General features: G+C 72.9%; 12 protein-coding genes. 11 read left to right on the forward strand and 1 reads right to left on the reverse strand.

Translation table 11 applies throughout. The features are described 5' to 3' along the window. Positions 1–83: 83 nt before the first annotated feature. Complete coding sequence (locus ACIRRS_RS23265; protein ID WP_402973801.1) at positions 84–1,079, reverse strand: LuxR C-terminal-related transcriptional regulator; 996 nt, start codon at positions 1,077–1,079, stop codon at positions 84–86. Between the two features lie 333 nt (positions 1,080–1,412). Here ACIRRS_RS23265 and ACIRRS_RS23270 point away from each other — a divergent pair, with 333 nt between their 5' ends. From ACIRRS_RS23270 to ACIRRS_RS23320, 11 genes are all read left to right on the forward strand, one after another. Next, the gene (locus tag ACIRRS_RS23270) at positions 1,413–2,078 is read left to right on the forward strand and encodes a LysE family translocator (protein WP_402973804.1); all 666 of its coding nucleotides are present in this window, start codon (positions 1,413–1,415) and stop codon (positions 2,076–2,078) included. Positions 2,079–2,417: 339 nt separating this feature from the next. Next, positions 2,418–3,911 (forward strand): AMP-binding protein, encoded by a 1,494-nt coding sequence (locus ACIRRS_RS23275; RefSeq protein WP_402973807.1) that lies wholly within the window; start codon positions 2,418–2,420, stop codon positions 3,909–3,911. A 1-nt stretch (position 3,912) separates the two neighbouring features. Next, entirely contained in the window at positions 3,913–4,176 is a 264-nt protein-coding gene (locus ACIRRS_RS23280) for a phosphopantetheine-binding protein (RefSeq protein ID WP_402973810.1), read from the forward strand. A 2-nt stretch (positions 4,177–4,178) separates the two neighbouring features. Further along, the gene (locus ACIRRS_RS23285) at positions 4,179–5,186 is read left to right on the forward strand and encodes a hypothetical protein (RefSeq protein WP_402973813.1); all 1,008 of its coding nucleotides are present in this window, start codon (positions 4,179–4,181) and stop codon (positions 5,184–5,186) included. Then, positions 5,179–6,018 carry a tryptophan synthase subunit alpha gene (trpA, locus tag ACIRRS_RS23290; protein WP_402973816.1) on the forward strand — a complete coding sequence of 280 codons (840 nt, stop codon included), beginning with the start codon at positions 5,179–5,181 and terminating at the stop codon, positions 6,016–6,018. Before ACIRRS_RS23285 ends, trpA begins: the two co-directional genes overlap by 8 nt. 12 nt (positions 6,019–6,030) lie before the next feature. Continuing rightward, the gene (locus ACIRRS_RS23295; protein WP_402973819.1) at positions 6,031–6,405 is read left to right on the forward strand and encodes an ectoine synthase; all 375 of its coding nucleotides are present in this window, start codon (positions 6,031–6,033) and stop codon (positions 6,403–6,405) included. 40 nt (positions 6,406–6,445) lie between these two features. Continuing rightward, positions 6,446–7,585 carry an acyl-CoA dehydrogenase family protein gene (locus tag ACIRRS_RS23300; RefSeq protein ID WP_402973822.1) on the forward strand — a complete coding sequence of 380 codons (1,140 nt, stop codon included), beginning with the start codon at positions 6,446–6,448 and terminating at the stop codon, positions 7,583–7,585. A 31-nt stretch (positions 7,586–7,616) separates the two neighbouring features. Then, on the forward strand, positions 7,617–8,315 hold the full coding sequence (locus ACIRRS_RS23305; RefSeq protein WP_402973825.1) for a transglutaminase family protein: 699 nt from the start codon (positions 7,617–7,619) through the stop codon (positions 8,313–8,315). Between the two features lie 49 nt (positions 8,316–8,364). Next, entirely contained in the window at positions 8,365–9,765 is a 1,401-nt protein-coding gene (locus tag ACIRRS_RS23310) for a TrpB-like pyridoxal phosphate-dependent enzyme (protein WP_402973828.1), read from the forward strand. 7 nt (positions 9,766–9,772) lie between these two features. Beyond that, positions 9,773–11,176 carry a hypothetical protein gene (locus tag ACIRRS_RS23315; RefSeq protein ID WP_402973830.1) on the forward strand — a complete coding sequence of 468 codons (1,404 nt, stop codon included), beginning with the start codon at positions 9,773–9,775 and terminating at the stop codon, positions 11,174–11,176. After that, on the forward strand, positions 11,170–12,660 hold the full coding sequence (locus tag ACIRRS_RS23320) for a UbiD family decarboxylase domain-containing protein (protein ID WP_402973833.1): 1,491 nt from the start codon (positions 11,170–11,172) through the stop codon (positions 12,658–12,660). The genes ACIRRS_RS23315 and ACIRRS_RS23320 overlap by 7 nt, the downstream gene beginning before the upstream one ends. Positions 12,661–12,740 lie beyond the last annotated feature (80 nt).

Consider the following 12,740-nt stretch of genomic DNA (forward strand, 5'->3'; position numbering starts at 1 on the left):
CCGAGGGCCCCGCCGCCGGAAGCTCCGCCGGCATCGGCCGACCCGCGTGGTGACGGGTCGGCCGGGCGCGGGTCGGGGGCGGGCTACTTGAGCCAGCCGAGTTGTTGGGCGCGGACGCCGGCGCGGAAGCGGTTGTCGGCGCCGAGCTTCTCCATCAGGTCGTTCATCAGGCGGCGCAACGTGCGGGTGGAGACGCCGAGTTCGCGGGCTATCGCCTCGTCCTTGGAGCCGGCGTTCATCATCCGCAGGATGCTCGCCTGCTGGCCGGTGAGGGGGGTGTCGACGGGCGTCTGGGGCGGTTGGGTGTCGGTGCCGAGTTCGACGGCGGACTGCCAGCAGTGCTCGAAGACCCGGCGGAGCAGGCGGGTGATCACCGGGCCGCGGGTGATCATGGCGGTGGGCTGGGCCTCCGCGCCGAAGGCGGGGGTGAAGGCCATCACGTCGTCGATGACGATCAGGCGGAACGGGATGGTGGGGGCCAGTCGGATCTGGACCCCGGACTCCTGCATCTCCTCCAGCAGGGCGAGACCCTCCGGCAGGCGTGCGGTGGAAGCGAGGTGGATGGTGCGCATCCCCACGCTGCGGTTGACGACCTTCTGGTTGCGTTTCAGGCGGGCCTTGGAGCGGCTCTTGACGACGGGGCCGGGGTGCATGCTCAGCACCTCGTCCTGGGCGAGTTCGGTGCAGTCCTCCAGCACTTCGGAGATGTGGTCGAGGCCGACGATCAGTTCGGCGGGTGCGAGGCTCTCCTGCTGCTGGTACTGGTCGGCGAGTTCGGTGGTGAGGAGCCGCATGGCCTTGCGGACCCGGATGGTCTCCTCGAGCCAGCGCACGGCCGTCTGTTCGGCCTGCTGCGCGAGGCGGACGAGCGCGGTCTCGGTGGAGGTGACGGTGGGTCGCCCGCTGCCGCCGGCGGACCCGTTCAGTAACCCGAGTTCGTTGAGCAGCGCCATGGCCTCGTGGAGGGAGGCCGGGTTCAGGCCCGACCTGGCGCAGAGCTCGGATGTGCTCAGGTTCGACTCGTTCCGCAACTGTCTGTAGAGGTCCGCCAGGACCTTCCGGTCGCGCTCAAGATCCATTGCCAGCTCCGTGGTGATGGTTCTGCTGCTCTGCGGTGCCACGGGGACAACCCTGGCCGTCACCAGTCACGGCACCTATGGGACAGCTGTGATCCCTGGACTTGCCGTGGTGCGATCGGCAGGATCGAAGGAACTTCGCTTGAGAAACAGAGTACGGCGGAGTCGAGACAGGAATCGATCAATTCGCTGGGGGGATGAGTAGCATGGTGGCCATTCGGCAATCGTTTCAGTCGGCTTGGGCGGGTTTCGGGTTTCCGGGCGGGCGCGACAAGGACCTTGAGTGGGGCTGAGCCGCACGGCTCGCTCCTCGACTGACCGAAGGGGATGGGCTCGGTGGAGTTGACGCTCCCGTCGATGGCGGCGCTGGCGCTGTTCGTGCCGACCGTGGTCGCCGTGGTCGTGGTGCCCGGGCCGAACATGCTGCTCATCCTCAGTCGTGGCATCGGTCAGGGCCGGCGGGCGGCGTTCGCCTCGGCGCTCGGGGTCGAACTCGGCACGCTGGTCCACGTCCTGGGCACGGTGGTGGGGGTGTCGGCGCTGATCGCCGCCTCCGCCACGGCGTTCGACGTGGTGAAGTACGCCGGCGCCGCCTACCTGGCCTACCTGGGCGTCCGGACGCTGCTGTCCAAGGGCGGCGCGCTGGGCGAGGGCCCGTCGGGCGCGGAGAGCCCACGGTCGGTGGGGACCCTTCTGCGCCAAGGGGCCCTGGTGAACGTGCTCAACCCCAAGGTCGCCCTCTTCTTCCTGGCGCTGCTGCCGCAGTACGTCGACCCCGAGCGGGGGTCGGGCGCCAGTCAGACCCTGGTGCTGGGGCTGGTGTTCTTCGCGATCGCCCTGGCCATGGACCTGGTGTACGCGGTGGCCTCGGTCGGGGTGGGCGCGTGGCTCGCCCGCAGTGTGCGGTTCGCCCGTGCACAGAAGTACATCACCGGCTGTACGTACCTTCTGCTGGGCGCCTCCGCGGCGTTCGCGCAGCCCTCGGGGCGTCACGCGGGCTGATCGGGGCCGTCCGGCTTCCGGACCGGCGTGTTCCGCCCTCTCCATTTCCGTCACGCTCAACTCCTTCGTGGCTCCTCCGCGCCCAGCGCGCGGTCTATTCCTCAACTTCCGCGCCCGTCGTGCGGTTTATCGCTCAACTTCTTCAGGCCTATTCATCCATTACCCGTGGGCGGGCGCGGCCGATTGTGCGCGGGGCCGCCCGCCACCTGGCGATTTAGCCGGAGAACATTTCGACGTCGATCGAAAATCGTCTTTCGGCCACCGAACGCCTGCCCGCGGAACCCGCCTACTTCAGACCCATTCCGGACAACCCCAGGACGTGAGACGGAGGACCGTTCGATGCCATGGAGACCCCTCCCCGGCCGGATCGCCGAAGCGGCCGCAGTCCGCCCGCAGGCGCCGGCACTGCTCTGGCACGCGGACGAGGTGACGTACGCCGAACTGCACCGCATGGCCTGCGCCGCCGCCGCGCGGATCGCCGGGCTGGGCCTGCGCCCCGCCGAACCGGTGGCCCTGGTGGCGAAGAAGTCGCCGCAGGCCGTCGCCGTGGTGCTGGCCTGCCTGATGCTGCGCCGGCCCGTGCTGCTGCCCTCGGCGGAGCTCGGCGCGGAGACCCTGGCCGCCCTGGTGGACCGCTGCGGCGCCCGGCGGCTGCCCGACCCGGCCCAACTGACCGAAGGGCAGGGGGAGTTCGCCTTCGACGGTGATCACGACCCGGAGGACGTGGCACTGCTCCTGACCACATCGGGCTCGACCGGGCTGCCCAAGGTCGTGCCGCTGACCGGCGGCGCGGTGACGCGCTTCGCCGACTGGGCCGCCGAGCGGTTCGGCATCGGCCCGGAGAGCACGGTGCTCAACTACGCACCCCTCAACTTCGACCTGTGCCTGCTCGAGGTCTGGACCACGCTCAGCCGCGGCGGCTGCGTCTCCCTGGTCGACCAGGACCTCGCCGCCAACCCTGCCCACCTGCTGGCGCAGTACCGAACCCGGCCGGCCCAGGTCGTCCAGGGCGTCCCGATGCTCTACCAACTGCTCACCCAGGCCGCCGAGGGCGACCCGGAGCTGGTGCTGGACGGCGTGGAGCACGCGCTGCTCACCGGCGACGCCGTCAGCGCCCGAGGCTTCGAACCGCTGCCGACGCTCCTGCCCAAGGCCGTCTTCCACAACGTCTACGGCTGCACCGAGACCAACGACAGCTTCCTCCACACGATCGACCCGGCGGACCCGATGCCGTACGGCACGGTGCCGATCGGCCGGCCGATCGACGGGGTCGACGCGCTGGTCCTGGACGGGAACGGCGAGGAGCTCACCGGGCCCGGCCGCGGCGAACTCGTCGTCTCCACACCGTTCCAGACCGCCGGGTACCTGGACGCCGAGCTCGACCGGGGCGTCTTCTCCGAGCGCGGCGGAACCCGCTACTACCGCACCGGGGACCTGGTGCGCCGTCACGAGGACGGGGTGCTGACCCTGGAGGGCCGGCGGGACTTCGTGGTGAAGGTCCGCGGCGTGCGGATCAACACCGCCGAGGTCGAAGCCGCCCTGCGCAGCCACCCGGCCGTCGCCGAGGCGGCGGTGATCGCCCTTTCCGACGAGCTCGCGGGCACACGGCTGCACGCCGTGGTGCAGCGCGCCGAGGGCGGGAAGCTCAACTCCCTGACCATCCGCCGGCACGCCGCCGGGCTCCTGCCCCGGGTGGCGATCCCCACCACCGTCGAGCTGGTGGACACCCCGCTGCCCCGCACCGGCACCGGGAAGCTCGACCGCAAGGCCGTCCAGCGCCGCCTCGTTCAGGCGCGGACCGACCGACCCGACACCCCTGCCTCCGGAGGCTGACATGGCGCGCACCGACGACATCAAGCGGTACCTGATCGATCAGTTCCTGCTGGAGGTCACGGTCGAGGAGATCGAGGACGACTTCGACCTGCTGGCCAACGGCGTGATCGACAGCCTCGGCCTGCTGACCGTGGTCGGCTGGCTGGAGAACACCTACAAGCTGGACATCGACGCGCTCGACATCGTGCCGGACAACTTCCGCTCGGTCGCCTCGATCGACGCCTTCCTCGGCCAGGCCGAGGTGGTGGCGAGCGGAGCCAGCTGACCGTGTCCGATCTGCTGCAGAGCCTGGTACGGGGCGCCGAGCCGGTGGGGCGCCAGGCCTGGGCCGACTTCTGGGAGCGGCTGCACGAGCGGCGGCCGAACCACGGCGAGGCCCTCGCCGTGCTCGCCTCGCTCTCCACCCGCACCCCGGCGACGCCGACCCTGGAGTCCTTCCTCGGCTCACTGTCCGACCGCCGCGCCCCGCTGCCGGAGCGCTGGCCCGGCACCGTCAACCTGGTCGGCACCGGGGGCGGCCCCGCCACCTTCAACCTGACCACCGCGGCCGTCCTGGTGGCCGCGGCGACCGGGGTGCCGATCGTCAAGACCGGGTCGCGCGGCTACAGCAGCCGGTACGGCTCGATCGACATCCTGGACCGGCTGGGGCTGCCGACCGCGCGCTCGTACGCCGAGTGCGAGGACCGGCTCGGCCGCTTCGGCCTGGCCTTCGCCTCCGGGTTCGTCTACCCGGCGGAGCTGACCGAGCTGGCGCGCGCCGTGCTGCCGTACGGCATGCGGCAGATCGGCCGGTTCGTCAACCTGCTCGGGCCGTTCCTCGCGGCGGTGCCCGTCGAGGTGCAGCTGACCGGCGTGTCCTCGCCCGAACTCTGGGAGTCCTTCGCGGAGTTGGCGGCCGAGCGGCGGGTCTGGCTGGTCCGCAACGGCCTCGGTGTGGACGAGCTGCTCAGCTTCACCGCCAACACCGTACGGGCGAACGGCCGCGAGCTGTCCGTCGGCCCGGAGACGGTGGGCGCGGCGGACGGCACCCTCGCCGACCTCGCCCCGGCGCCGGAGGGCGCCGACGCGGCCGGGCACCTGCTCGACCTGCTGCGGGGCCACGGCCCGGCGGCCGCGGTGGAGAGCATCTGCCTCAACGCGGCGGCCGCGGCGGTCGCCTCCGGCCGGAGCACCGACTGGGCGGAGGCCTTCGCCACCGCCCGGGCGGCGGTGGCGGACGGCGCGGCGGTCGGTCTCGTGGAGCGGCTGCGCCGGGAGGTGCGGGCCGGTGTCTGACCGTCACGAACCGGTGCGGTTCTTCGCCGGCCGGAGCCCCGCCGACCCGGGCCTGGCGCTGTTCCTCAACGCCGGCGACCCGGGCCTGGACCAACTCGCCGACCTCGTACGGCTGTTGGACGAGGAGCGGGTGGACTGCCTCGAACTGGCGGTGCCGTTCCCCGACTCGGTGACCGACGGCCCCGTCATCCGGCGGTCCGCGCGGCGGGCGTTGGAGCGCGGCGTCGACCTGGACGCGGTGCTCGGCTTCGTCGAGCGCGTCCGGCCGGAGCTGCGGCACACCCGGATCGCCCTGCTGGCCGACTGGGGCCACTCGGTGAAGCCGGTGGGCCTGGAGGAGTTCCTGCGCAGGGCCAGGGGCGCGGGAGCGGACGCGACCCTGCTGCACGGCCTTCCGCCGCTGGCCCGGCGGCGGTACCTGGAGGCCGCGGAGCGGATCGGGCAGCCGGTGGTCACCACCTGCTACCCGAACTCGCCCCGCGAAGTCCTGGCCGAGAGCGCCGAGTTCGCCTCGGCGTACCTGTACCTGGTGGCCCACTTCGGCCGCTCGGGCACGGCCCCGGCCCCGGACCGCTCGGCGCTCGCGCCGGTGGTCGCCACCCTCAAGGGGCTCACCCCGGCCCCGGTGGCCGTGGGGTTCGGGGTCCGCACCGCCGAGGACGTCTCGGCGATGGGGGCGCTGGGCGCGGACGCGGCGATCGTCGGAAGCGCCCTGGTGGCGGAGGTCGAGCGGGCCCTGGAGGCCGGCGGCGACCTGCTCGCCGCACTCGCGGGATTCGTCGGCGGGCTGCGCCGACGGCCCTCCCGCGAAGAACAACTGTCCAATCACTGAAGGGAGTTCGTCATGATCATCCGCAAGCTGGACGACGTCAGAACGGTCGAGTGGGGCAACGGCGTCAGCCGCCGCTTCCTCCTGGAGTCGGACCGCATGGGCTACTCCGTCACCGACACCGTCGTGGCGGCCGGCACCAAGTCGCTGCTGGAGTACAAGCGGCACCTGGAGGCCTGCTACTGCATCTCGGGCCGCGGCGAGGTCGTCGACATGGCGGGCAACAGCCACCCCATCGAGCCCGGCACGCTCTACGCCCTCGACCAGAACGACGCGCACTGGCTGATCGCCTGGCCGGAGGAGGACCTGCGCCTGGTGTGCGTCTTCACCCCGGCGCTGCGCGGCGACGAGGTCCACGACCTCACCGGCGCCTCGTCCTCCCACTACTGATCCCGCCCGCACCACCGACCACCGACCGGGGAACGAAGCGATGATCGAATGGTCCGAGGACCGGCGCGCGTTGCGCGACGGCCTGACACCGTGGTTCGAGAAGTTCGGCGACGACCACCTGGCCCACGACAAGGCCGCGCGGTTCCCGCGCGACTCCTGGCAGGCCGTGGTCGACTCGGGCCTGCTCGGGCTGCCGTTCGAGCCCGAGTACGGAGGGCTCGGCCAGGACCTGCTGACCACCATGTACGTCCTGGAGGGTCTCGGCCACGGCTGCCGCAACGGCGGGCTCAACTTCTCCGTCACCACCAGCATGGTGAGCGTCGGAGTCCCGCTGCAGCGCTTCGGCACCACCGCCCAGAAGGAGCGGTACCTGACCGGAGTGGCCGAGGGCCGCCTCATCGGGGCCCATGCGATCACCGAACCCGGCGGCGGCTCGGACGCGCTGGCGATGCGCACCCGCGCCGTACCCGACGACGACGCGTACGTGCTGAACGGGAGCAAGACCTTCGTCAGCAACGGACCGGTGGCGGACGTGATCGCGGTCTACGCCAAGACCGACCCGACCGCCGGTCCGCTCGGGGTGACCGCCTTCCTGGTGGAGCGCGACACGCCGGGGCTGACCGTCGGCCGGCCGATCGAGAAGATGGGCCTCAAGGCCTCCCCGATGTCGGAGCTGTTCTTCGACGACTGCCGGGTGCCGAAGGCCAACGTGATCGGCCGGCCGGGCACCGGCTTCCTGGTGCTCGACCACGTGATGAAGTGGGAGATCCTCTGCTCCTTCGCCGTCACCGTCGGCGAGATGCGGCGCCGGCTGGAGCAGTGCATCGACTACGCCAAGGAGCGGACGGCCTTCGGGCAGCCGATCGGGTCGTTCCAGCTGGTGGCGAGCCGGATCGTGGAGATGCGGATCGGCGTCGAGACCTCGCGGCGGTGGCTGTTCGACACCGCCGAGGCCCTCCTCGCGGGCCGGGACGTCACCGTCGACCTGGCCTCGGCCAAGCTGGTCGTCAGCGAGGCGAACCTGGCGTCCGCGCTGCACGCCGTGCAGATCTTCGGCGGCAACGGCTACACGGCCGAGTACGGCGTCGAGCAGGAGCTGCGCAACGCCGTCGCCGGGACGATCTACTCCGGCACCTCCGAGGTCCAGCGGGTCCGGATCGCCACCATGCTCGGCCTCTGAGCCTCCCCTTCGCACCGTGACGGAGCCCCCCTTGCCGACCTTGCCGACCGACCCGCCCGCCACCCTGGCGGCGACCGACTTCATCGACCACTCCGCCCCGGAGGTGGCCGCCTTCGTCGCCGACGTGCTGCCGGACGGCGGCACGGACGACCGCGACCGCGCCGTACGGCTGTACTACGCGGTGCGCGACCGGATCAACTACGAGATCTACGGCGCCGAGTTCACCCGCGAAGCCCTGACCGCCAGCGCGACCCTGCGGGCCGAGCGCGGCCTGTGCATCCACAAGTCGCTGGTGTACCTGGCGGCGCTCCGCTCGGTCGGCGTCCCCGGCCGCCTGGTGCTCACCGACGTGCGCAACCACCTGGCGTCCGAGCGGATCAAGGAGTACGTCGGCGGCGACGTCTTCCACTACCACGCGCTCACCACCGTCGAGTTGGACGGGCGCTGGGTGCGGGCCACCCCGGTCTTCAACAAGCTGCTCTGCCGCCTCTACGGCATGAAGCCGCTGGACTTCGACGGGACGGCCGACAGCGTGCACCACCCCTTCGACGAGCAGGGCGCCCGGCAGATGGAGTTCCTGCACGAGCACGGCGAGTTCGACGACCTGCCGTACGACCTGGTGCTGACCGGCATGCGCCGCGAGCACCCCGGTCTGTTCGCCGGGCCGCAGTCCCGGCGGTTCGCCGCCGGTTCGCTGGTGGCCGACGCGGCCGCCCGCCGCACCACCTGACACCGTTCCCCTTTCCCCGCGACGCACCACCAGGCCCGGAGGCCGACACGTGGACACCATCAAGTACCAGCTGGCCGATTCGCAGATCCCGACGACCTGGTACAACCTGGCCGCGGACCTTCCCGTGCTCTCGCCCCCGCTGCACCCGGGGACCGGACAGCCCGCGACGGTCGAGGACCTGGTCGGGATCATGCCCAAGGAGCTCGCCGAGCAGGAGCTCTCCCTGGAGCGGGACATCGAGATCCCGTCCGTGGTCCGGCAGATCTACGCCCAGTGGCGGCCGGCGCCGCTGTTCCGGGCCCGCCGCCTGGAGAAGCTGCTCGACACCCCCGCGCGGATCTACTACAAGTACGAGGGCGGCAGCCCGGCCGGCAGCCACAAGCCCAACACCGGTATCGCGCAGGCCTTCTACAACAAGGAGGCCGGCATCCGCCGGCTCGCCACCGAGACCGGGGCCGGGCAGTGGGGCTCCTCGCTCTCCCTCGCCGGGGCCTTCTTCGGCCTCGAGGTCAAGGTCTTCATGGTGAGGGTCAGCTACCACCAGAAGCCCCACCGCCGCGCGCTGATGCAGGCGTACGGCGCGACCTGCGTGCCCAGCCCGTCGACCGAGACCGCCGCCGGGCGCGGCATCCTGGCGGACGACCCGGACTGCCCGGGCAGCCTCGGCATCGCGACCTCCGAGGCGATCGAGGTCGCGATGAACGACCCGTTCACCAACTACGCGGGCGGCAGCGTGCTCAACCACGTCGCCCTGCACCAGACGGTGATCGGCAAGGAGGCGCTGCTCCAGCTGGAGATGGCCGACGACTACCCGGACATCGTCGTCGGCGCGGCCGGCGGCGGCAGCAACCTGGCCGGCCTGGCCTTCCCGTTCCTCGGCGAGCAGCTGCGCGGCGGCCGCCGGGTGCGGGTGATCGCCGCGGAGCCGTCCGCCTGCCCGAGCCTCACCCAGGGCCGCGTCGCCTACGACTTCGGCGACGCCACCGGGCTGACCCCGCTGCTGAAGATGCACACCCTCGGCCACTCCTTCGTGCCGCCCGCGATCCACGCCGGCGGCCTGCGCTACCACGGCATCGCGCCGCTGGTCAGCCAGGCGCTGGAGGACGGCCTGCTGGAGGCGCGCGCCGTCCCGCAGACCGCCTGCTTCGAGGCCGGCCTGACCTTCGCCCGGACGGAGGGCATCCTGCCGGCGCCCGAGTCCACCCACGCGATCCGGGTGGCCATCGACGAGGCGCTGCGGCTCAAGGAGGAGGGCCGCTCCGAGGCCATCCTGTTCGGGCTCTCCGGCCACGGGCACTTCGACCTCACCGCCTACGAGAAGTACCTGGGCGACGAGCTCGTCGACGAGGGCTTCGACCAGGAGCTGGTGGCCCGCTCGCTGTCCCGGCTGCCGGAGCAGTTCGGCGCGGGCCCCTCCGGTACTCAGGCCGACCAGGTCGCGGGGAGCTGAACGAACCGTGCGGTTGAAGGTGTGCGGGGTCACCGGCGAGGACCAGCTGCGGCTGCTCGCCGGAGCCCCGGTCGATCTGGTCGGGCTCTGGTACGGCGTGCCGGACGGGCCCGCGGACCTCGACCTGCCGGAGCTGGTCCGACTCGCCGGGTGCGCGCGCTCGGCCGGCGGGCCGTCCCCGGTCCTGGTGACCCTGCTCGCCGACCCGGCGGCGCTGCGCGAGGCGGTCACCGCCTCGGGGGTGTCGCGGGTGCAGCTGCACGGCTACGCGACACCCGCCCAGGTGGCGGCGATCCGCGCGGAGCTGCCCGGCGTGGAGCTGCTGAAGGTGCTCCACGTCCGGGACGGCCGGGTGCTGGAGAAGCCGCTGATCGGGGCCTACGAGCAGGCGGGCGTGGACGTCTTCCTGTTCGACTCGGTGGGCGCGGACGGCCGGATCGGCAGCACCGGCGTGCCGCTGGACGCGGAGGCCGTCGAGGCGGTGCTCGGGCGGCTGACCAGGCCGTTCATGCTGGCCGGGGGGATCAGCGCGGTCAACTCCACCGCGCACCGGGCCGCCCGGAGCCACCCCGGCTTCCACGGCATCGACGTGGACAGCGCCGCGCGCGCCCCGGGCGGCGCCTTCGACGCGGAGCGGATCGAACGGATCAGGTCGGCCTGGCGGCCCGCCGCCGGGGCCTTCCCGGCGGCGCTGCTGGCCGCCCGGCTGCCGGTCGTCATGGAGCTCAAGGCCCGCAGCGCCCACGGCGAGGACCTGTTCCGGGGCCGCCCGGTGCGCGAGATCGTGGACCGGTACACCCGGCTGGGCGCGCCCGCGCTCTCGGTGGTCACCGGCTCCTGGTTCGGCGGCACTCCGGCCCTGCTGGAGGAGGTGGTGGCCGCCACCGAACTCCCCGTCCTGGTCAAGGACTTCTTCACCAAGGAGCGGCAGCTCGCCGAGGCCCGCGCGGCCGGGGCGGCGGCCGTCCTGCTCACCGCCACGGTGCTGCCGCGCGGGGTGCTGCCCTCGCTGATCGAGGCCGCCCTGGGCCACGGGCTGACCCCGTTCGTCGAGGTCACGGACGAGGGCGAGCTGGCGGCGGTGGTGCACGGGGAGTCCTGCGTGGTGGCCGTCAACAACAAGGACATCCGGCGCAAGGAGCAGGACGCGCCCGACCTGGGGCGCAGCCTGCGCCTGCTGCCCGCCGTCCTGGCCACCGGCACCCGGGTGCCCGTGAGCGCCAGCGGCATCGAGACGCCGCAGGACGCCGGGGGGCTGCTGGCCGCAGGGTACCGGGGCCTGCTGATCGGCACCGGCCTGCTGCGCCACCCCGATCTGGACGGCTGGTTCGGCGAGTTGGGTGAGTTGGGCGATCTCGGCGATCTCGGCGATCTCGACGATCTCGGAGAAGGAGCGGTGGCGACGTGGTGACCATCTACCCCGCCCCCTCGCCGGAGGCCTTACCCGCCGGGCTCTCGCTGCGGGCGGCGCTGGCCGGGATACCGGTGCTCTGCCGGGAGGAGCCGATCGCCCGCGAGGCGGTCGCCGCCGACTTCGCGGAGCGGTACTCCGGCGTCCCGGCGGTCGGCCTGTCCCGCTCCGAACCGGCGGTGCTGTACACCGGGGTGCTGCCGGCCTCGTCCGACGCCTCCGGAGGGAGCCCCGTCCGCTACGGCCGCCCCGTCCCGCCGGTGCTGCTCGGGGTGTACGGCGACGAGGGCAGGGTCCGCGGCTGGCTGCCCGGACTGCCCCGGCGCACCACCCCGCGCAGCGCCTCCGCCCTGGTGGCGGCCGGCCTCCCGCCGGTGCCGACGGACGCCGCCCCCTGCCAGCAGGTGGTGGCGGCGGAGGTGGACCTGCGGGAGCTGCCGGTGCTCACCACCACCCCCCGGGACGCCGGCCCGTACCTGACCGCCGCGCTCGTTCACGCGGGCGACGCCGCGGGCGGCGGCAGCGCGCTCTCCGCGCACCGGATGCTGGTGATCGGCCGGGACCGGCTGACGGTCTGGATGGTCCCCGGCCGGCGGCTCGGGCAGCTCTACCAGGAGGCGGTGGCGCGCGGCGAGCGCCTCCCCGTCACCGTCAACCTCGGGGTGCCGCCCGCCGCGATGATCGCCTCGGCCCTCAACACCCGCTTCCTACCGCCGGGTTCGGACAAGCTGACGGTGGCCGGGGCCCTGGCCGGGGCGCCGGTCGGGCTCGTCCCGGCGCTCAGCCAGCCCGGTGCGACGGCGCTGGCGGAGAGCGAGATCGTGCTGGAGGGGTTCCTCGACGGCACGCTGGCCGACGAGGCGATGCCGGGCTCCCCGCCCGAGGGCTCGCTCCCCGAGTTCCTCGGCTACGACGGGCGGGCCAGGAGCGGGCTGCCGGTGCTCACCGTCACCGCCGTCACCACCCGGCGCGACCCGTTCTACCAGGCCGTGATCGGGCCCGGCCGCGAGCAGTCGCACATCCTGGGCGCCGCCGGCGCGCTCTCGGTGGCCCTGTCGCTGCCGTCCGCGCCCGGGCTGCACGTGCACGACCTGCACTTCTCGCCGGCGGGCGGCGGCATGCTCCTGCTCGCCGTCGCCGTCCGCAAGGAGTCCGCCGAGGGGGACCGGGCGCTGGCCGCGCTGGCCCGGGAGGTCGTGGCCCGGCACCCGTTCGTCAAGACGGTGCTGTTCACCGACGACGACGTCCGGATCCGCTGCGCCGAGGAGCTGCTCTGGGCCCTCACCACCCGGGCCAACCTCGGCGTGGACTGCGTCGAACTGCCCGGGTACCCGCCGGTGCCGATGGACCCGTCGCAGACGGCCGACTGGGCGGGGGAGCGGGGCGGTACGCCGGACGTACCGCCGCGCACCTTCGTCGACGCCACCACGCCCCACCGGCTGCGCGCCGGCACCGGGCGCAGCTTCCCGTCCGCGCAGGGCTGACCACCGGGGCCGGCGCGCCCCGCACCGCGAGCGCCATCCCGCACCGCCACTGCGCACCGCCACCCGCACCGCCACCGCTC

The organism is Kitasatospora sp. NPDC101183, assembly GCF_044767945.1.
Lineage (GTDB): Bacteria > Actinomycetota > Actinomycetes > Streptomycetales > Streptomycetaceae > Kitasatospora.